General features: G+C 61.4%; 25 protein-coding genes and 1 riboswitch. Of the genes, 16 read left to right on the forward strand and 9 right to left on the reverse strand.

The features are described from left to right. Positions 1-41: 41 nt before the first annotated feature. Complete coding sequence (locus IGB42_RS16610) at positions 42-944, forward strand: LysR substrate-binding domain-containing protein (protein ID WP_159673707.1); 903 nt, start codon at positions 42-44, stop codon at positions 942-944. A 116-nt stretch (positions 945-1,060) separates the two neighbouring features. Beyond that, positions 1,061-1,783 carry a pseudouridine synthase gene (locus tag IGB42_RS16615; protein WP_159673709.1) on the forward strand — a complete coding sequence of 241 codons (723 nt, stop codon included), beginning with the start codon at positions 1,061-1,063 and terminating at the stop codon, positions 1,781-1,783. A gap of 91 nt (positions 1,784-1,874) precedes the next feature. On the opposite strand, the gene IGB42_RS16620 is transcribed toward IGB42_RS16615, so the two are convergent. Together IGB42_RS16620 and IGB42_RS16625 are read right to left on the reverse strand one after the other, a co-directional pair. Then, the gene (locus tag IGB42_RS16620) at positions 1,875-2,543 is read right to left on the reverse strand and encodes a thiol:disulfide interchange protein DsbA/DsbL (protein WP_159673711.1); all 669 of its coding nucleotides are present in this window, start codon (positions 2,541-2,543) and stop codon (positions 1,875-1,877) included. A 58-nt stretch (positions 2,544-2,601) separates the two neighbouring features. Beyond that, positions 2,602-3,288: an SPOR domain-containing protein gene (locus IGB42_RS16625; RefSeq protein ID WP_159673713.1), complete on the reverse strand. Its 687-nt coding sequence runs from the start codon at positions 3,286-3,288 to the stop codon at positions 2,602-2,604. A gap of 319 nt (positions 3,289-3,607) precedes the next feature. Here IGB42_RS16625 and IGB42_RS16630 point away from each other — a divergent pair, with 319 nt between their 5' ends. From IGB42_RS16630 to IGB42_RS16660, 7 genes are all read left to right on the forward strand, one after another. Beyond that, positions 3,608-4,150, forward strand: coding sequence for an iron transporter (locus IGB42_RS16630; protein ID WP_159673715.1), 543 nt, complete (start codon positions 3,608-3,610; stop codon positions 4,148-4,150). A gap of 93 nt (positions 4,151-4,243) precedes the next feature. Then, on the forward strand, positions 4,244-4,564 hold the full coding sequence (locus IGB42_RS16635) for a cupredoxin domain-containing protein (RefSeq protein ID WP_159673717.1): 321 nt from the start codon (positions 4,244-4,246) through the stop codon (positions 4,562-4,564). 17 nt (positions 4,565-4,581) lie between these two features. Further along, entirely contained in the window at positions 4,582-5,400 is an 819-nt protein-coding gene (locus IGB42_RS16640) for an FTR1 family protein (protein ID WP_159673719.1), read from the forward strand. Beyond that, positions 5,340-6,806: a 4Fe-4S binding protein gene (locus IGB42_RS16645; protein WP_236822620.1), complete on the forward strand. Its 1,467-nt coding sequence runs from the start codon at positions 5,340-5,342 to the stop codon at positions 6,804-6,806. The genes IGB42_RS16640 and IGB42_RS16645 overlap by 61 nt, the downstream gene beginning before the upstream one ends. Positions 6,807-6,953: 147 nt before the next feature. Beyond that, on the forward strand, positions 6,954-8,342 hold the full coding sequence (gene argH, locus IGB42_RS16650; protein WP_159673721.1) for an argininosuccinate lyase: 1,389 nt from the start codon (positions 6,954-6,956) through the stop codon (positions 8,340-8,342). 112 nt (positions 8,343-8,454) lie between these two features. Further along, positions 8,455-8,937, forward strand: coding sequence for a GNAT family N-acetyltransferase (locus IGB42_RS16655; protein WP_159673723.1), 483 nt, complete (start codon positions 8,455-8,457; stop codon positions 8,935-8,937). 70 nt (positions 8,938-9,007) lie between these two features. Further along, positions 9,008-9,520, forward strand: coding sequence for a biotin/lipoyl-containing protein (locus IGB42_RS16660; protein ID WP_159673725.1), 513 nt, complete (start codon positions 9,008-9,010; stop codon positions 9,518-9,520). Positions 9,521-9,535: 15 nt separating this feature from the next. On the opposite strand, the gene IGB42_RS16665 is transcribed toward IGB42_RS16660, so the two are convergent. Further along, positions 9,536-9,997, reverse strand: a complete 462-nt coding sequence (locus IGB42_RS16665) for a DMT family transporter (protein WP_159673727.1) — start codon at positions 9,995-9,997, stop codon at positions 9,536-9,538. Positions 9,998-10,089: 92 nt separating this feature from the next. Here IGB42_RS16665 and IGB42_RS16670 point away from each other — a divergent pair, with 92 nt between their 5' ends. Together IGB42_RS16670 and IGB42_RS16675 are read left to right on the forward strand one after the other, a co-directional pair. After that, positions 10,090-10,425 (forward strand): YegP family protein, encoded by a 336-nt coding sequence (locus tag IGB42_RS16670; RefSeq protein ID WP_159673729.1) that lies wholly within the window; start codon positions 10,090-10,092, stop codon positions 10,423-10,425. Between the two features lie 183 nt (positions 10,426-10,608). Then, entirely contained in the window at positions 10,609-11,619 is a 1,011-nt protein-coding gene (locus IGB42_RS16675; protein ID WP_159673731.1) for a nucleoid-associated protein, read from the forward strand. Between the two features lie 74 nt (positions 11,620-11,693). On the opposite strand, the gene IGB42_RS16680 is transcribed toward IGB42_RS16675, so the two are convergent. From IGB42_RS16680 to thiC, 6 genes are all read right to left on the reverse strand, one after another. Continuing rightward, a complete protein-coding gene (locus IGB42_RS16680) occupies positions 11,694-12,038 on the reverse strand; it encodes a zinc ribbon domain-containing protein YjdM (protein ID WP_159673733.1) in 345 nt (114 codons plus the stop codon). A gap of 198 nt (positions 12,039-12,236) precedes the next feature. Continuing rightward, positions 12,237-12,455 (reverse strand): hypothetical protein, encoded by a 219-nt coding sequence (locus tag IGB42_RS16685; RefSeq protein ID WP_159673735.1) that lies wholly within the window; start codon positions 12,453-12,455, stop codon positions 12,237-12,239. Between the two features lie 149 nt (positions 12,456-12,604). Further along, the gene (locus IGB42_RS16690) at positions 12,605-14,581 is read right to left on the reverse strand and encodes a U32 family peptidase (RefSeq protein WP_159673737.1); all 1,977 of its coding nucleotides are present in this window, start codon (positions 14,579-14,581) and stop codon (positions 12,605-12,607) included. Positions 14,582-14,742: 161 nt separating this feature from the next. Further along, the gene (locus tag IGB42_RS16695) at positions 14,743-15,330 is read right to left on the reverse strand and encodes a hypothetical protein (protein WP_159673739.1); all 588 of its coding nucleotides are present in this window, start codon (positions 15,328-15,330) and stop codon (positions 14,743-14,745) included. Then, positions 15,327-15,962, reverse strand: coding sequence for a hypothetical protein (locus tag IGB42_RS16700; protein ID WP_201799979.1), 636 nt, complete (start codon positions 15,960-15,962; stop codon positions 15,327-15,329). The genes IGB42_RS16695 and IGB42_RS16700 overlap by 4 nt, the downstream gene beginning before the upstream one ends. Positions 15,963-16,553: 591 nt before the next feature. Next, a complete protein-coding gene (gene thiC, locus IGB42_RS16705) occupies positions 16,554-18,446 on the reverse strand; it encodes a phosphomethylpyrimidine synthase ThiC (protein ID WP_236822627.1) in 1,893 nt (630 codons plus the stop codon). Between the two features lie 86 nt (positions 18,447-18,532). Further along, a riboswitch (TPP riboswitch) is annotated at positions 18,533-18,640 on the reverse strand. 92 nt (positions 18,641-18,732) lie between these two features. Here thiC and IGB42_RS16710 point away from each other — a divergent pair. From IGB42_RS16710 to rfbD, 5 genes are read left to right on the forward strand one after another with little or no spacing between them, the layout of a single operon-like run. Beyond that, positions 18,733-19,383, forward strand: coding sequence for a protein-L-isoaspartate O-methyltransferase (locus IGB42_RS16710; RefSeq protein WP_159673743.1), 651 nt, complete (start codon positions 18,733-18,735; stop codon positions 19,381-19,383). A gap of 41 nt (positions 19,384-19,424) precedes the next feature. Further along, entirely contained in the window at positions 19,425-20,228 is an 804-nt protein-coding gene (locus tag IGB42_RS16715) for a glycosyltransferase (protein ID WP_159673745.1), read from the forward strand. A 49-nt stretch (positions 20,229-20,277) separates the two neighbouring features. Continuing rightward, positions 20,278-21,411 carry a glycosyltransferase family 4 protein gene (locus IGB42_RS16720; protein WP_159673747.1) on the forward strand — a complete coding sequence of 378 codons (1,134 nt, stop codon included), beginning with the start codon at positions 20,278-20,280 and terminating at the stop codon, positions 21,409-21,411. Continuing rightward, positions 21,408-22,472, forward strand: a complete 1,065-nt coding sequence (rfbB, locus tag IGB42_RS16725) for a dTDP-glucose 4,6-dehydratase (RefSeq protein WP_159673749.1) — start codon at positions 21,408-21,410, stop codon at positions 22,470-22,472. The genes IGB42_RS16720 and rfbB overlap by 4 nt, the downstream gene beginning before the upstream one ends. Then, complete coding sequence (gene rfbD, locus IGB42_RS16730; protein WP_159673751.1) at positions 22,469-23,362, forward strand: dTDP-4-dehydrorhamnose reductase; 894 nt, start codon at positions 22,469-22,471, stop codon at positions 23,360-23,362. The genes rfbB and rfbD overlap by 4 nt, the downstream gene beginning before the upstream one ends. Positions 23,363-23,364 lie beyond the last annotated feature (2 nt).

A 23,364-nucleotide genomic window follows, 5' to 3' on the forward strand; every position in this document is an offset into this window, starting at 1 on the left:
TGTGCTGGATAAATGGCGTTTTATGAAATGATTGTCCATCCATGAGAACAAAAGACTGGAACGACTGGTACCTGTTTGCCACAGTGGCGCAGCTGGGTAGCTTCACGCGTGCCGCAGAGCGGCTGGAGCAGCCCAAGTCATCGGTCAGCCTGGCGGTGGCACGGCTGGAAAAGAAGCTGGGCCACCGGTTGCTGGAACGCAGCACCCGCCAGCTGCGGTTGACCGAGCACGGCCAGACACTGCTCGAACAGATCGCCCCGCTGTTCGCCCAGCTCGACGATGTGGCGGACGGCGTGGCCGCGCAGGGCGATACACCGCGCGGCCTGCTGCGCATTGCCGCACCGTACGAGTTCGGCATGTTGCAGCTGGGCGAGGTGGTGTGCGCACTGATGGCGCAACACGCCGGCCTCGATATCGACGTGGACGTGATCAACGGCCCGGTCGATCCGCTGTCTGCCGGCTACGACATCACCTTTGCCGTCACCGCGCAGCCCTTGCCCGATTCCAGCCGGGTGGCCCGGCGCGTGTTCAGCGTGGGGCGCGGCCTGTATGCGGCACCCGCGTTGTTGCAGCGGCTGGGGCCGCCCGCCACGGTGGCCGCGCTGGCGCACTGGCCCACCGTTGCCAACCTGCATGAAACCGAATGGCATTTCGGCGGCACCGGCGGCGCTCGTAGCGCGGTGGCGCTGGCACCACGGCTGCGCACCCCCAATGCCGGCCTGCGCCTGCAGGCCACGCTGGCAGGCCTGGGTGCCAGCATGATCGCCAACAGCTACTACGACAGCGAAGTCCGGAACGGCCAGCTCAACCGCGTGCTGCCAGACTGGCAGCCCGATCCGCTGCGCGTGTACGCATTCATTCCGGCGCGCCGGCTGATGCCGGCCAAAACGCGCGTGTTCATGGATGCGCTGGAACACTGGCTGCAGCCTGCCAGCCCCTTGTGAGCCGGGCGCGCCGGTTCAGCGGTTGATGGTCCGGCTGGCAGCAGCGGGCCGGCGCGGCACGCATGACATGGCGCGCCCGCTGTATATCGCGCCGCAGGCACGGTAAAGTCTTGCCCATGAGCAAAAAACTACCTCTTTACCGCATTTTGCAGAATCAGGGCTTCGGCACCCGCAAGGGCTGCCAGTTGCTGATCGAAGACGGCGATGTCAGCGTTGCCGGAGAAGTCGTCACCAAGCCGAAGACCGAATTCGATCCGGTCGGGCTCGAGTTCAGCGTGTTCGACGAGCCGTGGCTGTATCGCGAGCACGTGTATATCGCGCTGAACAAACCGGCCAACTTCGAGTGCTCGCGCAAGCCATCGCACCACCCCGGCGTGCATACGCTGCTGCCAGAGCAATTCACCTGGCGTGATGTGCAGCCGGTGGGACGGCTCGATCACGACACCACCGGCCTGCTGCTGTTGTCCGATCACGGCGCGTTCATCCACGCGCAAAGCCATCCCAAGCATCACCAGCCCAAGGTCTACGTGGCCACGCTGGCCGAGCCGGGCGATCAGGCGCTGGTGGATGAACTGCTGGCGGGGGTGCAACTGCATGATGAGCCTGCACCGATTGCCGCGCAGATTGCCCACCTGATCGATGCCACGCACCTGGAAATCGTCATCGACCAGGGCAAGTATCACCAGGTGAAGCGCATGCTGGCGGCTGCCGGCAACCATTGTGCTGCGCTGGCGCGCGCGCAGATCGGCGGGCTGTCGCTGGCGTCGCTCGATCTCGCCGAAGGCGAATGGTGCTATCTGGACGATGCACAACTGGCTATCCTCAACCGCGAAGACTGAGCTTGCTGGCTGCTGGCAGGAGGATGTTGCTGATCCTGTGGCAGCGGCAATAAAAAACGGGGCATTCAGCCCCGTTTTCTGTTTTACCGCCTTACTTCTTCTTGGCTGGCGCCGGCTTCTTGCCGCTGGCAGCGCGTTCGCGGGCCAGCAATTCATCCACCACCTTCAGCGCGGAATCATCTTCGCGGCCAGTCATCGACGGTGAAGTGATGTACTTGCCATTCACGAAGAACATCGGCACGCCATCCACCCCGTAGTCACGGCCCATCTGATCGAGTTTGTTCAGCTGTTGCGTGGTGGAGAAGCCGTTGTAGTTGGCCTTGAACTTGTTCAGGTCGATGCCCTGCTTCTTCACCCAGTCGAACAGCACTTCTTCGCGGCGCAATTCCAGGCCATCTTTCTGGATGGCATTGAACACGGCCTGCTGATACTTGGCTTCCACGCCCATCGATTGCAGCGCCAGGAAAATCTTGGCATGACCTTCGATATCGGTACGGCCCGGCCAGTACACGTGTACACGGCGGAAGTTCACGTCCTTGGGCAGCTTGGCCGCCCATTCTTCAACGAAAGGCTCCACCTTGAAACAATGCGGGCAGCCATACCAGAAGAACTCCACCACTTCGAGCTTGCCAGCCTGCGCAACCGGTTGCGGCGTGGCCATTTTCTTGTAATCGGTGCCTTCGCGCAGCTCGGCAGCGCCGGCAGTGGCGGAGACAAAAGCAGCAAACAGGCCAACAGCGGCCAACCAGCGTTTGAACATGGGTGCTCCTCGATGGATGCAGTTTATAAATGTGCTGACTAGATCAGCAAAAAACGAATCAGTTCCCTTTCACCACGGTACTGTCCACCCCGTTGCTCTTCAACTGGCCGCGGGTTTTTTCCAGTTCGGTCAGACTGGTGAACGGGCCGATGCGCACGCGGTGCCAGATGCCCTTGTCGGCAAGGTCGGTGCTCTGGATGTTGGCCTCGATGCCCAGCAGCGCCAGCTTGGCCTTCAGATTATCTGCATCCTGCTCGCTCTGGAAAGCACCCACCTGCAGGTAAGCGCCCTTGGGCGCTTCCACTTTCACGGGTGCAGTCGGCGCCACATCGGCTTTCTTGACTTCCGGCTTGTCGGTCTTGTCGTTGCCGTCATTGAGCTGCGGCAACACTTTGTAGAAATCCAGCGCCACGCCGCTCGCCGCGCTGGCTGCCGTGCTGGTGTTGCCTGCATTGCTGCCGCGCACCGGTGGTGCCGTCACGTCATCCTTGCCGGCGCCATTGGGGCGCAGGATTTCCGGGCCCTTTTCACCTCCGGCAGCCGGGGCCGAACCCACGGCATCCGGTGGCGTATCGGCAGTGGGCTTGTTCTGGAACGGGTTGCTGCCACGGTTCAGGAAAAACGCCAGGCCTACGGCCACGGCCACGCCGCCCACCAGGCCGATCAAGAGGCCGGTAAACAGCGAGCTGCCGCCGCCGTCGGAACGGCTGCCGTTGCTGCGCGATTTCTTCATGTCGCGGGCCATTTACATATTCTCCGGGCGCAAACGCCTCGCTGTGCCGGCGTATGCCGTCAGGTTTGATTGCCATCATCAGCTTGCCGGCGCTGCGTTGCTTCAATTGCAAGGCTCGCCTGCCCCGCTTTGAAATGCCGCGCGCCAGCATGCCATGATGGCTCGTCGGCGGATTATACGTGCGGTGGGGCGGATGCGAGGAGGCCGCATGTGTAAACCGTAACAAATTGCGTCAACGAGAATGCTTCTTGGTGCGTTTCTCAGGCGTAAGATTCGGCATTGATCCCGTTGTGCAGCGGCCAGGCCCGCTGTCCTTCTTTCAGGAATAGAGATGAAAAAGACTGCTGTAGTCACATTCATGGCCGTTGCCGGCCTGATGCAAACCGTTGCCCACGCTGCTGAATATCCCATCGGCAAGCCGGCCATCAAGGGCGGCATGGAAATCGGCGCGGTATACCTGCAGCCGATCAAGATGGACCCGGAAGGGATGATGGCATCGGTCGCCAAGTCGGATGTGCATCTGGAAGCCGATATCCACGCAGTGAAGAACAACCCCAACGGCTTTGCCGAGGGTGAATGGATGCCCTACCTGCTGGTGAAATACGAAATCCAGAAGGTCGGCAGCAAGAACGTGATCAAGGGTGATTTCATGCCCATGGTTGCCAGCGACGGCCCGCATTACGGTGACAACGTGAAGCTGGAAGGCCCGGGCAAGTACAAGCTCAAGTACACCATCCTGCCACCGTCCGAGAACCCGATGGCGCATTTCGGCCGCCACGTGGACAAGGAAACCGGCGTGGGCCCATGGTTCAAGCCGTTCGAGCTCGATTACGAATTCACCTATGCCGGCGTCGGCAAGAAGGGCGGCTACTGATCCGGCCCCGGGACCGGAACTGTGCCCCGGCAGGACCGGTTTGCACTGGAGGCTGCCACGGCAGCCTCGAACCATTTGATAAGCGGAAGCGAAATGCGTTACTGGATGGCCATTGCAATGCTGGGTCTGGCCGCGCTGGCCCGGGCCGAAGACCTGCCCACGTTCAAGATCACCATCAAGGACGGCACGCTGTCGCCCGCGCGTATCGAGGCGCCGGCAGGCAAGCGTTTCAAGCTGGAGATTACCAATGCCGGCAAATCGCCGGTGGAGTTCGAAAGCATTTCTCTGCGCAAGGAAAAGGTGCTGGGCCCCGGCGTGACCTCGTTCGTGGTGGTCAACCCCACCAGCCCGGCCGAGCACGTGTTTTTCGATGATTTCCACCCGCAGGCCAAGGGCGTGCTGGTCATCAAGTAATCAAGGCGGTACCCCGTATGGATCAGGTCCTGTTCATCGTCTGGCGCGAGAGTGTCGAGGCGCTGCTCGTTGTCGGCATCCTGTATGCATGGTTGAAAGCCAATCCGGTATCGGGCCAGCGTGGCCTGCGTTACCTGTGGGGTGGCGTGGCCGCCGGCCTCGTACTGTCCGGCTTCCTGGCGCTGCTGATCCTTGGCGTCTCCACGTTGCTGTCGGACGACGGCCAGCAGTATTTCCAGGCCGGCATGGCACTGGTGGCGGCCGCACTGGTGGTGCAGATGGTGTACTGGATGCGCCGCCACGGCCGCACGCTCAAGCGCGAGCTGGAATCCGGTCTGGCGCAAAACGTGCAGCGCAACAACTGGTGGGGCTTGCTGATCCTGGTGATGATCGCCGTTGCGCGCGAAGGCAGCGAGACGGTGGTGTTCCTGTACGGCACCCTCGCCACGGCCGAAGCCGGCCAACTGTGGCAATACGCCGCCGCCGGCGCGCTGGGGCTGCTGGCAGCATTCGTCACCTTCTGGCTGCTGCAACTGGGCGGCAAGTTGATCACCTGGCGGTTGTTCTTCCGCGTGACGGAAATCCTGCTGCTGCTGCTGGCGGGCTCGCTACTGGTCAGCGGGCTGGAAAAACTGGTGTCGGTTGGCCTCTTGCCCGGCGTGATCGATCCGCTGTGGGATAGCTCGGCGCTGCTCGAAGACAGCCATGGCGTCGGCAAGCTGCTGGCGGATTTTGCCGGCTACCGGGCGCTGCCAGCACTGTCGGTGCTGCTTGCATGGCTGCTGTTCTGGGCGGGCTCGGCGTTGCTGTTGCGCCGTGCCAGCAGCGCACGCTGATGGCATTGCAGCCGTCCACGCCGCCCGCCAGTGCCACGCCAGTGGCGTTTGCCGCACGCGTGGCGCGCGCGGGTGATTTCCTGCGCCAGCACAAGGTGGCACTGCGCAACCTGCAATGGGTCGTGGTGCTGGTTTACGCGTTGCTGCTGGTGGTGCCGGTATTCCTGCCGCTGCCGGATGAAAAAGCCCACCTCTTCAATAACCTCACCGTGGTCGCGCAGTTTGCGTTCTGGGGCATCTGGTGGCCATTCGTGCTGGTGTCCATGCCGCTACTGGGGCGTGCCTGGTGCGGCTGGCTCTGCCCGGAAGGCATGCTCACCGAGTGGGCGAGCGAACATGGCCGCAACAAACCCATCCCCAAGTGGATGCGCTGGGGTGGCTGGCCATTCGTGGCGTTTGCGCTCACCACCATCTACGGCCAGCTCGTCAGCGTGTATCAATACCCGCTGGCCGTGTTGCTGGTGCTGGGCGGCTCCACCGCTGGCGCCATGCTGGTCGGCTACCTGTACGGGCGCGACAAGCGCGTGTGGTGCCGCTACCTGTGCCCGGTGAACGGCGTATTCAACCTGCTGGCCAAGCTGGCGCCGTGGCGCTACAAGGTGGACGAAGATGCGTGGCGTGCATCGCATGGCAAGAAGGTCATCCCGGTCAATTGTGCGCCGCTGGTACCGTTGCGCCATATGCAGGGCGCGGGCGACTGCCACATGTGCGGCCGCTGTAGCGGTCACCGCGATGCCATACAGCTGGTTGCCCGCTCACCGGAAGAAGAAGTGGTGCAGGTGGAAAAAGGCGATGCCTGGCAGACCGCGCTGATCGTTTTCGGGTTGATGGGCCTCGCCACCGGCGCTTTCCTGTGGAGTGCCAGCCCGTGGCTGGTGGCCGCCAAGCAGTGGATTGCCACCTGGTTGATCGATCACGATATCTTGTGGCCGCTCAACGACAATGCGCCGTGGTGGCTGCTCACCCACTATCCGGACGTGGCCGACAGCTTCAGCTGGCTTGATGGCGCACTGATCCTTGCCTTCATCGCCGCAGGCGCCGCCGTGGTTGGCGGCACGCTGTATCTGGCATTGCTGCTGGCCGATCGTGTGTTGCCGCAACGCGGCCCGTTCAGCCTGCACAAGCTCGCGCAAAGCCTGATTCCCGCTGCCGGTTGCGGCGTATTCCTCGGCCTTACCGCCACCACCATCACCCTGCTCAAGCACGAAGGCATGAGCACCTACTGGGTGAACGATGTGCGCTTTGCGCTGCTGGCACTGGCGCTGGCATGGTCGCTGCGGCTGTTCTGGCGGCTCTCCGGCCTGCGTAGCGGCAGCATCCTGCGGCGTACCGCGGCGCTGTCCATTGTCGGGCTCGGACTTGCGCCGTTTGTCGCCGCCTGGCTGTTCTTCTTCGTCATCTGGTAAAAACCAGATTCCCTTTGTTGCACTGCAGCGTGCACAATGAGCAATGCGGTGATGCGGTGATGCGTACAGTGTGGTCTTTTGGGGCTGCCACGTAAGCACGAGACCCGTATAATCTCCCGTTTTGCTTTTTTCCTTACAGGATTCGCGATGTCCGACGCAGCCAACAAAACCTGGTCAGGCCGTTTCAACGAGCCGGTCTCCGAGCTGGTGAAACGCTATACCGCTTCGGTGCACTTCGACAAGCGCATGGCTGAAGTGGACATCGAAGGCTCGCTGGCGCACGCCGCCATGCTGAACAAGTCCGGCGTGCTCAGCGATGACGATCTCGCAGCCATCCGCCAGGGCATGGCCGACATCCTGGAAGACATCCGCGCCGGCCGCCTCGAGTGGAGCCTGGATCTCGAAGACGTGCACATGAATATCGAGCGCCGCCTCACCGACAAGATCGGCGATGCCGGCAAGCGCCTGCACACCGGCCGCTCGCGCAATGACCAGGTGGCCACGGACATCCGCCTGTACCTGCGTGGCGCCACCGACGTGATCGTGGCGCTGGTGCACGAACTGCAGAAATCGCTGGTCGATCTGGCAGACCAGCACGCCGCCACCGTGATGCCCGGCTTTACCCACCTGCAGGTAGCGCAGCCGGTTACCTTCGGCCACCACATGCTGGCCTACGTGGAAATGCTCGGCCGCGATGCAGAGCGCTTCATCGATGCGCGTAAGCGCATCAACCGCCTGCCGCTGGGCTCGGCCGCGCTGGCCGGCACCACCTACCCGATCGATCGCGAATACACCGCGCAGCTGCTGGGTTTCGATGCGGTCTGTCAGAACTCGCTGGATGCTGTCAGCGACCGCGATTTTGCCATCGAATTCACCGCCGCCGCCGCGCTGACCATGACGCACCTCAGCCGCCTCTCTGAAGAGCTGGTGCTGTGGATGAGCCCGCGCTTCGGCTTCATCGACATCGCTGATCGCTTCTGCACCGGTTCGTCCATCATGCCGCAGAAGAAAAACCCGGATGTGCCCGAGCTGGTACGCGGCAAGACCGGCCGCGTGAATGGTCACCTGGTGGCACTGCTCACGTTGATGAAATCGCAGCCGCTGGCGTACAACAAGGACAACCAGGAAGACAAGGAACCGCTGTTCGATACCGTCGATACGCTGACGGATACGCTGCGCATCTACGCCGACATGATGCGCGGCATCACCGTCAAGCCGGAAGCCATGGAGCGCGCGGTGAAGCAAGGCTTCGCCACCGCTACCGATCTGGCCGACTATCTCGTGAAGAAGGGCCTGCCGTTCCGCGATGCGCACGAAGCCGTGGCACTCGCGGTGCGTTACGCCGAAGAAAAGCGCAAGGACCTGTCCGAGCTGCAACTGGTTGAACTGCGCAGCTTCTCGTCGCTGATCGAAGCGGATGTGGTCGAGGTACTCACACCAGAAGGCAGCCTCGCCGCACGTGATCACGTGGGCGGCACTGCGCCCAAGCAGGTGCGTACGCAGATTGCCCGCTGGCGCGCGCTGCTGGCTGGCTAAGCCTCGCGGTTGGTGTCATCCCCGATAACCCCCTGTGCCACAGGGGGTTATTCTTTTGGGAAGGCCCATCGTTTGGATTTGCCCTCTTTTTCAATACCGTTCCAGGAAACAAATGACCGCCGCCCAGCCCCTCGTCTGGCAGTGGTACGGCTTCGATGATTTCGATGCCCGCACGCTGTATGCCTATATCAAACTGCGTACCGACATTTTCGTGGTCGAGCAAAACTGCGCGTATGCAGAGCTGGATAACCTCGATCTGCTGGCCCGGCACCTGCTGGGCCGCAATGCAGCGGGGGAAACCCAGGCCTGCCTGCGGCTGGTGCCGCCCGGCCTCAAATACCCGGAGCCTTCGCTTGGCCGCGTGGCCATCGCCCCGGCGCAGCGCGGCAGCGGTGCCGGCCACGCGCTGATTGCCGAGGGCCTGCGTGAAGCGGACGCCCGCTATCCGGGCCTTGCCCACCAGATCGGCGCCCAGGCACATCTGGCGTCGTTTTACGGCAAGCATGGCTTCGTGCAGGTGGGGGCGATCTACGATGAAGACGGAATCCCGCATATCGATATGCTTCGCGCGCCGCTTGCGGTAGCCTCTGTGTAACAGCCGGGCCTGTCCGCAACCGCGCGACATGCCGGCCAACCCGCTTCTCCAACCCGCTGGCGTAGAACCGATGCCTGAAATCATTTCCCACATGATCTGCGCGCCCGAATTCGACGGCGCAGCCCGCGTCACCGAACTGCACGTGGCCAATGGCGACTGGGTGCCGCACGATGGCAAGCTGGCCACCATCGCGTGGGAAGATGGCGTTGCTGTCGTGCACGCACCGGATGAAGGCAGTGTGTCGTCGCTGCTGGTGGCAGTGGGCGATGAACTCGGCAGCGGTGAATTGCTGCTGATGATGGAAATCGAGGAAAAAGACAGCGGCTGGCTGCCGGATGATCTGGGCCCTGCCTGCGCCATCCCTACGCTGGCGGCACCGCCCGCGCCAGCCCCCGCAAGCGCCTCCCCGCAGGCATCCCGGCCAGCACTGCCGGCGGGTGATGTGTTGCAGGTCAGCTATGCGGCAGCTTCGCTGGCGGCCCGGCTGGGCGTGGATCTGGGGGTCGTTGCGCCGGGTGCCTCAGGCGTGATCGATACCGCAGATGTGGAACGCTATGTGCGTGGCCGCTTGGGCGGGCACTGAGGCACCGCCGTAAACCTAGCGCCCCAGCTTGTCGCCAAAGTTCACCAGTACCACGCCACCCACCACCAGCGCTGCACCCAGTAGCCGCGCAACACCGATCTCGCGCACCGGCATGCCCAGCCAGCCATAGCGATCAAACAACAGCGAAACCAGCACCTGCCCGGCGATCAGCAGCAACATCATCGCTGCCACGCCGATACGCGGCGCCAGCAAGGTGGTGCCGAACACGATCAACGCCCCCATCGCGCCGCCGGCATACATCCAGCCATCTGCCTGCAGCCACTGCGCGCGCTCCGGCCAGCGCTGGCCGCTCAGCAACAATGCTGCTGCCAGCGCAACGCTGCCCACTACGAACGACACCAGCGCCGCCAGCAGCGTGCTGCCACCCAGCTGGTTCTGCAGCTGGCTGTTGATGGCGGCTTGCAATGGCATCACCAGGCCAATGGCCAGCGCAAACAGGAAGTACAGGATAGGCATGATGGCGGGCTCTCGTAGCGTGCGTTACCGTGGGCGGGTAATATCCAGATTGCATTTCGTCAGGTTGCAGTGCTCTCAAAAGGATTGTTGATATGGCAGGCAAGTTCGTACTCAAAACGGCCAAGGACGGCCAGTTCATGTTTAACCTGAAAGCCGGAAATGGCGAGGTGATTCTTACCAGCGAGCTGTACCGCAGCAAGGATTCCGCCGAGAACGGCATCGAATCGGTGCGCAAGAACGCCCCGGATATCAACCGCTTCGAAATCCGCGAAAACAGCAAGGGCGAGCCATACTTCATCCTGAAAGCCGCCAACCATCAGGAAATCGGCCGCAGCGAGTATTACAGCAGCAAGGCCGCCGCCGAAAATGGCATCAAGTCGGTGCAGAACAATGCGCCGGATGCCAAGGTGGTCGACGAGACCGCCTGAGCGCAGTCTTGCCACCAAGGGGCCCTTGCATGGGCCCTTTTTTCATGGCCGCTTTGCAGGCCCGCGCTCGCTTGCGGCTTGCAACGGCCAGCCCGGATCCGGCAATTGCCGGAATGCCCGCATGCACCAGTGTGCAGTCGGTGGGACAATGGCAACCCTCAGCCCCAGCCCGGATTCCGTTTCATGGATGCGCAGCAACACACGGTACGCAACCTTATCGTTCACCAACTGATCAAGGAGCCGCACGGCCCGGCGTCGATCGCACTGCGCCCGGGCGAAATGCGCGTGACCGCCGCCGCGCAACGGCTGATCGATCACCTGTGCATGCGCTACGCCGAACGCACCGGCAAAGGCTATGGCCGCTTCGAGGACGACGAAGACAACTTCCCCATGCCGCGCTTCATCCGCCAGCATGTGGTCGAGGCATCCATCGATTTCATCACGCTCGCGCAACTGATGATGCAGCACTTGCAGATGCGTGCCGGCGAAGAGCAACTGGCCAGCGGCGGCTACGTGCTGATCGCCCGCGTCGAGGCCATGGGCCGCGATGTACTCATCGTGGCGCTGGTGACCGAAACCGTCGGCACCGCCATTACCGAAGGGCTGGATATCATCGACAGCATCCACCTCGACATGACCAATGTACGCGTGGCCGGCCGTATCGATCTGGAAGGCTGGCAGCGGGGTGCCGAGCGCTATATCAGTTTCCTGAAGGGGCGCGGCGATGTCGCGCACTACTTCAAGCTGTTCCTGGGCTGCAATGACGTGATTCTGGCGCTGAAGGAAACGCAGAAGCTGGTGCAGGGCCTCACGCAGTTTGCCGAGCGCCAGCAACTGCCCAACGACACCCGCGATGCGCTGTTCGAGCGCGCGCATGGCTATCTGGAAGAGGCTGGCAGCGAGGGCGAGCCGGTCAGCCTGGATGTGCTGGTGCAGCGCGCGTGGCCCGATGCACCGGCCGAATTGCGCAACACGCTGGGCGAGGAAGAACGCGAATTGTCAGGCGGCTTCGTGCCGGACCGCCGCGCCATCCGCCCGCTCACGCACTTCAAGGCCAGCGCCGAGCACTGGAAGATCGAGTTCGATCGCAGCAGCCTGCGCAGCGGCCAGGTGATCTACAACCGCGAGAACGGTACGCTGGTGCTGACCGAAATTCCCGATGACCTGCGCCGCGCGTTGATGGGCGACAAGTAAGCGCCCATCAAGCGGCTGCCATGAAATGGAAAACGGCCCGCGTGGGCCGTTCTTTCCGGTGGCCTGGTAACGCCTCAGGCCTTGCGCAGGAAGCACGCCTTCAGCATGAAGTTGCCGGCATCCATCCTGCAATCGACTTCATGATCACCGCTGCCCACCAGCCGGATGCGCTTCACCTTGGTGCCCATTTTCAGCACCGTCGACGAGCCCTTCACTTTCAAATCCTTGATCAGCACCACGGCATCGCCATCGGCCAGTACATTGCCGTTGGCATCCTTCACCACGGCATCATCACTGTCGTCGGCTTCTGCGCCAGCTTGCTGCGCCCATTCATGGCCGCAATCGGCGCATAGGTAGTTGCTGCCGTCCGGATAGGTGTTTTGCAGCCTGCATTGCGGACAGGCTGGGGCGATGGTCATGGGGTGGGGCCTTGCGGGAGGATGCTGTTGCGCGCCGATTATACGATGGCACAACAGGCCCACCCGCATCAGCAACGCCGGGGCTTGATCCACATCTAAGCGGTCACACCAGGCCGGGGCCGAAACACGCCAGGCCCGGCATGCGTCTCCGTTTCGAGTGCGTGCTCGAACGGAGCTGAACGATTGCAGTGCTGGCGCCTATTCGCGCTCGGCTTTTTCCCGCTCCGCCTCTTCGTCCAGAATCTTCTGGCGCACCTGGGCGGCCTGGCCGAGTGCATTGCTGTAGCTGGTGCGCTGTGCGTCGGTCATCTCGGGCTTGAGGATTTCCAGCCGTTGCGCCGCTTGATAAGAGCGCAGGCTGCCGCTTTCCTGCACCTGGGCGATCAGGGTGGCGAATTCGTCGGGCAATACGGGCATGGCTGGCTCCATCCGGAATGGATACGTCACTATAAGCCGGCGCGCTGCGGGGGCTGCAGTGCAAAAATCACACCGGTGTGCCGAGTCCACCGGCTGCGCGCCGGGAGCCTGCATGGGCGCACCAGCCGCTGGCGGGCTCAGGGGCGCGTTTACTGCGGGCGCGCCTTGTAAAAGCTGATTGCCTGCACCGGCACGTTCGATGGTGGGGCGGATTTGAAAATGTGCGGCTTCATCTTGCCGATCACATGCATCTCGCACGGCTTGCAATCGAACTTGAGCGTATAGGTCTCCGAGCCGGATTTGAGCGTCATCGGCTCGGCACGCACCTGGCCCTTCACGCCGATCACCCCCTTGGCCTGCTTGGGACACAGGTTGTACGAGAAGCGCAGGCAATGCTTGGTGATCATCACGCTTACCTCGCCCGGCTCTTCGTGCGCCTCGTACGCGGCGGCGATCAGTTGCACGCCATGCCTGGTGTAGAACGCACGCGCCGCATCGTTGTATACATTGGCCAGGTAGCTGAGCGATGTTTCCGGGTAGGCAACAGGCGGTGCAATCGGCGCCTTGCGCTCTGGGCGCGCCCACGCGGCAATGCGCGCGGCTTCCAGTTGCTCGATGGCATCGCGGCGCAGCGCATTGATCGCGGAGGATGGCACGAACCACGGCTGCGACAGCTTCAGGCTCACGTCATGCGCAGTGAACATGGTGTTGCCCAGCTTGGCCAGGCTGTCTTTCAGGCCGGCTTCCGCCTTGCCGGTATCCTTGGCCGCTTCCAATGTCATCGGCAACTGCGCGGTGGCGCTGCAGCCGTCCTCATCGGTCACCGTCAGCGCCAGGCCCCCGGCGTTTTCCGCCAGGTTCAGCCACACACCCACACGGCGGTCGGATGATTTTTGCGTCAGCGCCTTTTCCCATGCGTGATCCCGGTTGCGGTTGATGCGCAATCCCACTTTCAGCCCTTCCAGGCTGCTCATCGCCTCGTTGGGAAACACGCGCCACAGCGTGCCGTTTTCGCCCTTGCCCACTTTCTCCACCGTATTGGCCTGCAGGCCGATGACCTCGCGCTTCTTCATGTAGTTGAGGCCATCACCGTTGGAGAGCGGCTCGGTGCATTCCAGCTCGAACCACTTGGGGCCGATCTTGCTCACCCAGCCCAGCTCCACCCCCACGTATTTGGGCGAGTCGAACGCACCGATATCGCCATGCTCGCGGCCGTTCACAAAGTAATCGGTGTGGCCCCGGTGGAAGTTCTTGTCCACGTCCGGCGTGAAATAGATATCGGTCACGCCACTGGAAGCCCGCGCCAGCTCCGGGCGGCGCTCCAGTATTTCGTCCAGCAGCACGCGGTAATGGGCGGTGATGTTCTTCACATAACCCATGTCCTTGTAGCGTCCCTCGATCTTGAAGCTGCGCACCCCCACGTCGATCAGCGCTTCCAGGTTGGCGCTCTGGTCGTTGTCCTTCATCGACAGCAGATGCTTGTCGAACGCCACCACGCCACCCTTGGCATCGGTCAGCGTGTACGGCAGCCGGCAGGCCTGCGAGCAATCGCCCCGGTTGGCGCTGCGGCCATTGTCGGCATGGCTGATGTTGCACTGCCCGGAATATGCTACGCACAGCGCGCCGTGGATGAAGAACTCGATGGTGGTATCGAGCGGCAGCGTCTCGCGCACGCGGGCAATCTTCTCCAGCGTCAGCTCGCGCGCCAGCACGACTTGAGAAAAGCCGGCATCGGCCAGAAAGCGCGCTTTCTCCGGCGTGCGGATATCGCACTGCGTGCTGGCATGCAGCTGGATGGGCGGGATATCCAGCTCCAGCACCCCCATGTCCTGCACGATCAGCGCATCCACACCGGCATCGTACAACTGGTGGATCAGCTTGCGCGCCGGCTCCAGCTCCGCATCGTGCAGGATGGTATTGAGCGTGACGAAAATGCGGCTGTGGTAACGGTGAGCGAAACGGACCAGTCCGGCAATCTCGCTCACCTCGTTACAGGCATTATGCCGCGCGCCAAAGCTCGGCCCGCCGATATACACCGCATCCGCCCCATGCAGAATCGCCTCGCGGCCGATTTCGACCGTTTTGGCGGGGGAGAGCAGTTCGAGGTGATGCAGGGGCAGGCTCATGGCGGTTCGGCTAAGGCGAAGGGGTGGGAATTATAACGGAATCAAAGGATTAGTGCTCTTTGGCCGCGCCGCCCCCTAGCGCCGCGGGGATTGCCACGCCAAAAAAATCCCCGCGCGCGGACGGGGATTTTTTGTCAAACTTTGTAAACATGAGCGCCTGTTTACTTGCTGGCGAAAACCTTCTGAAAATCCGGATCATCGAGCAATGCACCAACCAGCGTGCGATAAAGCGCCTGATAATGCCCAATGGCTGCGGGTATGGCCGAAACCCCGATAAAGTCCGAATCCCATGAATCGCTGACGGACAGCTCCCGTTCGTAAGCCATCCCATCTTTCCGGATGACGAAGAAGCGTGCCGCCAGCTCCGCTTTGCCAGTCCCCACCGGAGCGCTGACCGAACTTCTGGTCAAGGTGCCCCGCACCACGGTACTCGATGCCGGATCATTGAGGCCGGCCGCATGCAGTTCTGTGCGCAGTGTTTCTGCAAGGTATGCCGCGTAAGAACCTTTGACAGGCGAGTGCAATGCATTGGATCGAATATCCAGTGGCTTTTCCAGGTCACCGGCCTTGCCCGGGTCAGCGACAAACTCGGCGATGGCCACCGGCGTCATGCCGGATTTGCGCGCCTTCTGAATATTGGCGGCAGAGGGTGAAGGGGCGCTCATCGACAATTGGGCACAACCTGTCAGCTGCAAGCACGCCAATGCAAGCGCACACAGGCTGGCGAGGCGAACGGCAACGCGTGTCATTGAGGCGCTGCCTGCTTGAATTTATCGTCTTTTGACAACGCATTGAATGCATTGCTCAGGATTTCGCGCGTCATGGTGCGTATCGCGATATCAATGCTTGCAGATTTGACCGCATTTTCCGGCGCTTTGGCGTTGCCGATCACGGTATGGATTGCATGGCGCGATGTACCTTGAACCGCATCACTTTGCGCGGCAGGCAGATAGGAAACCGTGCAAACATACCCATCGGTTACCGCAGTGCCGGCCAGCCCGAAGGTCAACCCTGTTGCAAAGCCTTTAGCCGCGGCATCATCGGTCAAAGGAATGTTGTTGAGCGTGATGTTGAGCAGGCCGGTTCCCTTATCGGCGGATGTCGCTTTGACTTCGAACAAACCGCTGGCAATTGCCTGGTCCAGTACCTGGCCTTTCAGGTAGTCGGTTGCGGCCGGGTTAGGTACCCCCTTGGTCTGGAACTCGAATACAACCTGTACAGGTTTGGGTGTTGCGGGCTTGGTAAACTCAGCCACCGGGATTTCTTTCGTGGCGGTATCAACGTAAACACTGGAACACCCTGACAAGAGCGTGATCGCTAGCAGCGCAAGCGCGCTCAGGGGGAGGCGAGCATAGTTTTGAATGCGGCTGGAAATGAACATGTCTGCAAACTCGTGTAGTTCGTGGAAAATCCGCACCTTGAGCCAACAAAGTTGCGGATGGGCCGCAGATTATGCCGTGACTTCTCATGATTTTGCCGTGGCCAGTTGCAAAAAATGCAGTCTGCTGGCCGCTACTTCCATCAGCACGCCACGGTTGTGGTTTAGCTGGCTGATGTTTCACTGATCGCAGCATGGCAGCGCGCCTTTATCCTGGGGTGACTGGGCTCGTGTCTGCCTTGGAGATGGCGTTCAGCACCACGCTTCAACGTGGCCATTCCTCATTCGAATACCACATGCTGGTGGCTTCTATGGGGGATGCCTGAAGGTAAGGGCAGGCACGGCTGCAAAGTGGGTGCACTTGATCTTCTGTATCAAAGGATTCCCCATCAATCATGATTTGCGCTGGCGCGCTGATTTGCAGCACGCCATTACGCATGCGAGCAACAGTCGGGTCCTGTCGGGCCTGTTGGTATCAGCGGTTGCCATGTGCACGCGTGTGCGTGTTCACGGCTGGCTGGCCACATGTACAACCTGGGCAAACAAAAAAAAGGCTGGAGCAATCCAGCCTTGGAGCGGTAGTCCTGTCAGTGCTCAAGCCTTGTGATAAACCTCCGCCCCGCGTTTCACAAACTCGATCGACTTGGTTTCCATACCTTTCTGCAGCGCCTCCGCTTCAGCGATGCCCTGTTTCTCGGCGTAATCCCGTACGTCCTGGGTGATTTTCATCGAGCAGAAGTGCGGGCCGCACATCGAGCAGAAGTGTGCGACCTTGGCGCCTTGCTGCGGCAGCGTTTCATCGTGGAATTCCCGCGCGCGGTCCGGGTCCAGGCCCAGGTTGAACTGGTCTTCCCAGCGGAATTCGAAGCGCGCTTTCGATAGTGCGTTGTCGCGGATCTGTGCGCCGGGGTGGCCCTTGGCCAGGTCGGCGGCATGCGCGGCCAGCTTGTAGGTGATGATGCCTTCCTTCACATCGTCCTTGTCGGGCAGGCCCAGGTGCTCCTTGGGCGTCACATAGCAAAGCATCGCGGTGCCATACCAGCCGATCTGCGCGGCGCCGATGGCGCTGGTGATGTGGTCGTAACCGGGGGCGATGTCGGTGGTTAGCGGGCCCAAAGTGTAGAACGGTGCCTCATCACACCACGCCAGTTGCAAGTCCATGTTCTCCTTGATCAGTTGCATCGGCACGTGGCCGGGGCCTTCGATCATGGTTTGCACGTCGTGCTTCCAGGCAATCTGCGTGAGTTCGCCCAGCGTTTTGAGTTCACCCAGCTGGGCTTCATCGTTGGCGTCCCACACGCTGCCGGGGCGCAGGCCGTCGCCAAGGCTGAATGAGACGTCGTACGCCTTCATGATTTCGCAGATGTCCTCGAAATGCGTATAGAGGAAGTTTTCCTTGTGATGCGCCAGGCACCACTTGGCCATGATCGAGCCACCACGCGAAACGATGCCGGTCATGCGGTTGGCGGTCATCGGTACGTAGCGCAGCAGCACGCCGGCGTGGATGGTGAAGTAATCCACGCCCTGTTCCGCCTGCTCGATCAAGGTGTCGCGGAACAGTTCCCACGTCAGGTCTTCGGCCTTGCCGTTCACTTTTTCCAGTGCCTGGTAGATCGGCACGGTACCAATCGGCACCGGCGAATTGCGCAGGATCCATTCGCGCGTTTCGTGGATGTTCTTGCCGGTAGAGAGATCCATGATGGTATCGGCGCCCCAGCGTATGCCCCAGGTCATCTTGTCGACTTCCTCGTTGATCGACGAGGTGACCGCGCTGTTGCCGATATTGCCGTTGATCTTCACCAGGAAATTGCGGCCGATGATCATCGGCTCCACTTCCGGGTGGTTGATATTCGCGGGGATGATGGCGCGGCCCCGTGCCACTTCATCGCGCACGAACTCAGGCGTGATCAGTTGCGGAATGCTGGCGCCGAATGATTGGCCCGGGTGCTGGCGCAACATCATTGCGGCCATTTTCTCGCCCTTGGCGCCGATGGCCTGCAGCGAGGCAATGTACGCTTCGCGCTGCAGGTTCTCGCGGATGGCGATGTATTCCATTTCCGGGGTGATGATGCCGCGGCGCGCGTAATGCATCTGGCTGACATTGGCACCGGCCACTGCCTTGCGCGGCTGTCGCGTCAATTCGAAGCGCAACGGGTCCAGGCTGGCATCGGCTTCGCGCATGCGGCCGTAATCGCTGGTCAGGCCACCGAGCAAGGTGGTATCGCCGCGTTCCGCGATCCACGCGGCGCGGATCGCGGGCAGGCCCTTGCGTACATCGATCTGCGCCTGCGGATCGGTGTACGGCCCGGAACAGTCGTATACATAGATGGGCGGATTGACCTCGCCACCGAATGACGTCGGCGTATCGGTCTGGGTGATCTCGCGCATCGGCACGCGCAGGTCGGCGCGGCTGCCGGTCACATATACCTTGCGCGAATTGGGCAAGGGCTGGATGGCGGCGGCATCGACATGGGCGTCGCTGGCCAGGAATTCAACGGATTTGTTCAAGATGGTGCCTCCTGCTGAAAAAGAAGAAGGCGCAGGAGAAAACGGACGGACGCCCGGCACGAGCGCGCCGGGCGAATTCGCTTCCCTACGCCGGTATGAACCGGATCAGGTGCTGAGGGACTCTCTCATCCGCGTTGCCCGTACAGGCAGGCGCGGAACCCCTAGCGAAAACACAGTGCACCGACGTTACTTGAAGTTATGGGATAATCGCAAGCTATTCAGTTGATATGCCGGTTGCTACCGGTTGCTACCTAGGATCAAAGACATGGATTGGGAACACGCCCGCTACCTGATGGTTGAACAACAAATCCGCCCGTGGGACGTGCTGGACGGCAAGGTGCTGGAGCGCCTGATGCTGGTCAAGCGCGAGGATTTCGTCCCGGCCGACAAGAAAGAGCTGGCGTTCGTCGATGTGGCGCTGCCGCTGGGCAACGGCAACTTCATGCTCGAACCCAAGCTGGAAGCCCGGCTGGTACAGGATGTCGAGCTCAAGCCCACCGACAAGGTGCTGGTGATCGGCGCCGGCACCGGTTACGTGGTGGCGCTGGCCGCCGGCCTTGCCAGGGAAGTGATCGGCGTTGAAATCGATGTAGCGCTCAAGCACGTTGCCGAAGCCAACCTGCTGCGCGCCGGCGTGAAGAATGCCCGTGTCGAAGAGGGCAATGGCCTCTCCGCTGCCAATGTCGCCTGTCCTTTCGATGCCATCATCGTCACCGGCAGCCTGGCAGAAGTGCCGGCGGTGCTGCGTGAGCAATTGGCCGAAGGCGGCCGGCTGATCGCTGTGGTGGGCGAGCTGCCCATCATGTCGGCGGTGCTGCTCAAGCGCAGCGGCAACAGTTATGCGCAGAACAAACTGTTCGAATTCAATCTGCCGCGCCTGCGTTCCGCAGCCGACAAGGACGCGTTCGTCTTTTGAGCGGGTCGGTGACCACGGCAACAGTGAACCCGGCGGTATCCGTGACCGCCGGACTGGTGGTCTACCGTACGCCGGTAGCAGAGCTGCTGCCGCTGTTCGATCTGTTGCAGTCAGAAGGTCATTTCAGCGCCGTTGGTATTTTTGACAATGGCAACGATGCGATGCTGCGTGATGAAGTCATGCGGCGCGGCTGGCACTACCTGCAGGCCGGGCAAAATGTCGGTTTTGGCGCAGGGCATAACCGCATCTTTGCCGCGATCGGTGAAGCCGGACATTACCATCTGATCGTCAATCCGGATGTGAGCTGGCATACCTCGCCAGTCCCGGTTTTACTGGCTTTGCTACAGCAGCATGACAAGCTTGCGGCCGTGATGCCCGACGTATTCGCCAGCAATGGCCAGCGTCAATATCTGGCCAAGCGCATGCCCAGCCCCCAGGTGCTATTCGGGCGGCGTTTCGGTGTTTTTGCCCGTGGCAGTCAACGTGTCATGGCTGCTTATGAATTACGCGAGTTCTCTTTCGCCTGTCCGGCAGTCGTGCCCATTATTTCAGGTTGCTGTATGCTGTGTCGCGGTACAGCATTACAACAGGTTGACGGGTTTGACGAAGGCTACTTCCTCTATCTTGAGGACTATGACTTGTGCCGGCGCTGGCGGATCAAAGGCTGGCGCGTCGCCATTGATCCCGCCGCCCGTATCGTACACGGGCATGCCCGCAGCTCTTACCGTTGGGGCAAACCGCTGTATTGGCACATTTGCTCGGCGTTCCGCTATTTCTCGCGTTGGGGCTGGTGGCAGGATGCCACCCGCAGCGCCGGGGTCGAACCGCTTCCGGGCAAAGACTGAATCTTCTGCGCAACTGGCATGCAGCGCATTGGGCCAAGGCTGATCACCGATGGCAATTGCCTATTTCTTCTGCAGCTTTCTGATCTCCTTTGTCTTTTGCCTGTTGTTATTGCGTTCCGCCAGTCTGCACGGCCACCTGAGCGGCGATAACGACGCGGATCGCGTACAGAAATTTCACGTTGGTACCGTGCCCCGTATTGGCGGGCTGGCGATTCTCGGGGCGGTGTTGCTGGTATTGCCACTGATGGTCTGGCTGGAGCCCGAACCGGGGCAATGGCGATCTGCCGCCATCATCTGGGGGGCGGCTTTGCCCTGCTTCGCCGGCGGGTTTGCAGAAGACTTGCTCAAGCGTGGCCTGATCAAAACCCGGCTGCTTTGCATGGCCGGCTCGGCAGCGCTGTTGTTCTACGGTTGCCACGTGGCCATCACCCGCCTTGATCTGCCGCTGCTGGATCAGGTGCTGCAATCGCTGGGCTGGTTTTCTTTTGCGCTGACGCTGTTTGCGGTCGTGGGGCTGATCAACGCGGTCAATTTCATAGATGGCTATAACGGTCTGGCTGTTGCCGTATCGCTGATCATGCTCGGTTCGCTCAGCTACGTGGCGGTACAGGTGGGAGATCGCACCGTGGTGATCCTCGCCATGACACTGATCGGCGCAGGGCTGGGCTTCCTGTTGTGGAACTGGCCGCGCGGATTGATTTTCCTGGGTGATGGCGGCGCCTATCTGTTCGGTTTTTCCATCGCGGCCCTGGTGATCATGCTGATCCAGCGGCATGCACATATTTCGGCATGGTATGCCGCTGTGCTGCTGATCTATCCGGTGATGGAAACGCTGTTCTCCATCCACCGCCGCCTGTGGCGTCGGCACCACCCCGGCCTGCCGGATGCTGCCCACCTGCATCAGTTGATTTACAAGCGCATGATGCGCTGGGCCGTGGGCAGCAGTGAACCCCGCCATCGCAAAATGCGTAATTCGATGACATCGCCTTATCTATGGTTGCTGTCATCCATCGGCGTGATTCCCGCTACCCTGTTCTGGTCAAATACCGCTGCATTGCAGTTTTCGGTACTTGGCTTTGTCTGTTTTTATATCTGGCTTTACCGCAGCATCGTACGTTTCCGGTCGCCACGCTGGATGGTATATCGTCGGCCGGCCTATCTGATTGAAAAGGATGAAGCATGATTTTGGTTACTGGGGGCGCCGGTTTCATTGGCGGCAACTTTGTGCTCGATTGGCTGGTGCAACAGGATGAGCCCGTCATCACCCTCGACAAACTCACCTACGCGGGCAATCGCGATACGCTCAAATCGCTGGATGGCGATGCGCGCCATCTGTTTGTGCAAGGTGATATCGGTGATCGTGATCTGGTCGGCCAGTTGCTCGCCACGCATCAGCCGCGCGCGGTAATCAACTTTGCCGCGGAGTCGCACGTTGATCGCTCCATCCATGGTCCCGGCGATTTCATCCAGACCAATGTGGTTGGCACGTTCAACTTGCTTGAATCGGTGCGCGCCTACTGGGTTGCTCTGCCTGCGGAACAGAAGACCGCATTCCGCTTCCTGCATGTGTCGACCGATGAGGTCTATGGCACGCTGGAAGCGGATGATCCGCCGTTTACCGAGACCAATACCTACGAGCCCAACAGCCCGTATTCGGCCAGCAAGGCCGCCAGCGATCATCTGGTACGCGCGTGGCACCATACCTACGGGTTGCCGGTACTGACCACCAATTGCTCGAACAACTACGGGCCGTACCATTTCCCGGAAAAACTGATTCCGCTGGTCATCCTGAACGCGCTGGCAGGCAAGCCGCTGCCTGTCTACGGCGATGGCCAGCAAGTGCGCGACTGGTTGTACGTGACCGATCATTGCAGCGCCATCCGCCGCGTACTCGAGGCCGGTACGCCGGGCGAGACCTATAACGTGGGCGGCTGGAACGAAAAGCCCAACCTGGACGTGGTGCACACCATCTGTACGCTGCTGGATGAGCTGCAGCCGCGCAGCGATGGCAACGCATACAGTGCACAGATCACCTTCGTCCAGGATCGCCCGGGCCACGATCGCCGTTACGCGATCGACGCGCGCAAGCTGGAACGGGAACTGGGCTGGAAGCCGGCTGAAACGTTCGAGAGCGGCATCCGCAAGACAGTGGCGTGGTATCTGGCCAATCAGGACTGGGTGAGCAACATCACCAGCGGCGCGTACCGCAGCTGGGTCGACAAGCAATATGGGGCCGGGCAATGAAAACGATACTGGTGACCGGCAAGCTCGGGCAGGTCGGTTTTGAACTGCAGCGCAGCCTCGCCGTACTTGGCCAGGTAGTTGCCGTGGATCGCGATGAGTGCGATCTGACCGATGTAACTGCCATTGGTGCACTGCTGGATCGCGTGCGCCCCGATATCATCGTCAATCCCGCAGCGCATACCGCGGTGGACAAAGCCGAATCCGAACCCGCGCTGGCCGAGGCGATCAACGCCGCTGCACCACAGGTATTGGCGCAATGGGCCGCGCAACACCAGGCATTGCTGGTGCATTACTCTACCGATTACGTGTTCGATGGCAGCCAGCCCGGCTGGTATGCCGAAACGGACAGCCCCAACCCGCAATCGGTGTATGGCAAGACCAAGCTGGCTGGCGAACTGGCCATACAGGCCAGCGGTTGCCGCCACCTGATCTTCCGTACCAGCTGGGTGTTCGGCGCGCACGGCGGCAACTTTGCCAAGACCATGTTGCGGCTGGCCCGTGAACGTGAAGAGCTGAAAGTGGTGGCCGACCAGCATGGCGCGCCCACCAGCGCAGCGCTGTTGGCCGATGTGACTGCGCAGGTGCTGGCGCAATACCTGCATGCGAAGAACCCGGCAGATTTTCCGTTCGGGCTCTATCACCTGGTGGCGGCAGGTCGCACCTCATGGCATGAATACGCGCAGGCCGTGGTGGGCGAAGCGCTGGCACGGGGCATAGCCCTCAAGCTGGACCAGAGCGCCATCCTCCCGATCCCGACTAGTGCCTACCCGCTACCTGCACCGCGGCCAGCCAATTCGGGCCTGTCTACCGACAAGCTGCGCAGCACGTTCGGCCTGACCTTGCCGGAATGGCAACAGGGCCTCGCGCACGTGATGCAACTGATCTGCTGAGA

Source organism: Andreprevotia sp. IGB-42 (assembly GCF_009848685.1).
Taxonomy (GTDB): domain Bacteria; phylum Pseudomonadota; class Gammaproteobacteria; order Burkholderiales; family Chitinibacteraceae; genus Andreprevotia.

Bases quoted from the DNA above. Each gene is read 5' to 3' on its own strand.
- IGB42_RS16630 (WP_159673715.1), top strand. From the start codon at position 3,608: ATGAAAAAGACTGCTGTAGTCACATTCATGGCCGTTGCCGGCCTGATG.
- IGB42_RS16620 (WP_159673711.1), bottom strand. From the start codon at position 2,543: ATGTTCAAACGCTGGTTGGCCGCTGTTGGCCTGTTTGCTGCTTTTGTC.
- IGB42_RS16640 (WP_159673719.1), top strand. From the start codon at position 4,582: ATGGATCAGGTCCTGTTCATCGTCTGGCGCGAGAGTGTCGAGGCGCTG.
- IGB42_RS16625 (WP_159673713.1), bottom strand. From the start codon at position 3,288: ATGGCCCGCGACATGAAGAAATCGCGCAGCAACGGCAGCCGTTCCGAC.
- rfbB (WP_159673749.1), top strand. From the start codon at position 21,408: ATGATTTTGGTTACTGGGGGCGCCGGTTTCATTGGCGGCAACTTTGTG.
- IGB42_RS16645 (WP_236822620.1), top strand. From the start codon at position 5,340: ATGGCTGCTGTTCTGGGCGGGCTCGGCGTTGCTGTTGCGCCGTGCCAG.
- IGB42_RS16660 (WP_159673725.1), top strand. From the start codon at position 9,008: ATGCCTGAAATCATTTCCCACATGATCTGCGCGCCCGAATTCGACGGC.
- IGB42_RS16695 (WP_159673739.1), bottom strand. From the start codon at position 15,330: ATGACACGCGTTGCCGTTCGCCTCGCCAGCCTGTGTGCGCTTGCATTG.
- rfbD (WP_159673751.1), top strand. From the start codon at position 22,469: ATGAAAACGATACTGGTGACCGGCAAGCTCGGGCAGGTCGGTTTTGAA.
- IGB42_RS16615 (WP_159673709.1), top strand. From the start codon at position 1,061: ATGAGCAAAAAACTACCTCTTTACCGCATTTTGCAGAATCAGGGCTTC.
- IGB42_RS16720 (WP_159673747.1), top strand. From the start codon at position 20,278: ATGGCAATTGCCTATTTCTTCTGCAGCTTTCTGATCTCCTTTGTCTTT.
- IGB42_RS16665 (WP_159673727.1), bottom strand. From the start codon at position 9,997: ATGCCTATCCTGTACTTCCTGTTTGCGCTGGCCATTGGCCTGGTGATG.
- IGB42_RS16690 (WP_159673737.1), bottom strand. From the start codon at position 14,581: ATGAGCCTGCCCCTGCATCACCTCGAACTGCTCTCCCCCGCCAAAACG.
- IGB42_RS16680 (WP_159673733.1), bottom strand. From the start codon at position 12,038: ATGACCATCGCCCCAGCCTGTCCGCAATGCAGGCTGCAAAACACCTAT.
- IGB42_RS16685 (WP_159673735.1), bottom strand. From the start codon at position 12,455: ATGCCCGTATTGCCCGACGAATTCGCCACCCTGATCGCCCAGGTGCAG.
- IGB42_RS16635 (WP_159673717.1), top strand. From the start codon at position 4,244: ATGCGTTACTGGATGGCCATTGCAATGCTGGGTCTGGCCGCGCTGGCC.
- IGB42_RS16655 (WP_159673723.1), top strand. From the start codon at position 8,455: ATGACCGCCGCCCAGCCCCTCGTCTGGCAGTGGTACGGCTTCGATGAT.
- argH (WP_159673721.1), top strand. From the start codon at position 6,954: ATGTCCGACGCAGCCAACAAAACCTGGTCAGGCCGTTTCAACGAGCCG.
- IGB42_RS16710 (WP_159673743.1), top strand. From the start codon at position 18,733: ATGGATTGGGAACACGCCCGCTACCTGATGGTTGAACAACAAATCCGC.
- IGB42_RS16610 (WP_159673707.1), top strand. From the start codon at position 42: ATGAGAACAAAAGACTGGAACGACTGGTACCTGTTTGCCACAGTGGCG.
- IGB42_RS16670 (WP_159673729.1), top strand. From the start codon at position 10,090: ATGGCAGGCAAGTTCGTACTCAAAACGGCCAAGGACGGCCAGTTCATG.
- IGB42_RS16700 (WP_201799979.1), bottom strand. From the start codon at position 15,962: ATGTTCATTTCCAGCCGCATTCAAAACTATGCTCGCCTCCCCCTGAGC.
- IGB42_RS16675 (WP_159673731.1), top strand. From the start codon at position 10,609: ATGGATGCGCAGCAACACACGGTACGCAACCTTATCGTTCACCAACTG.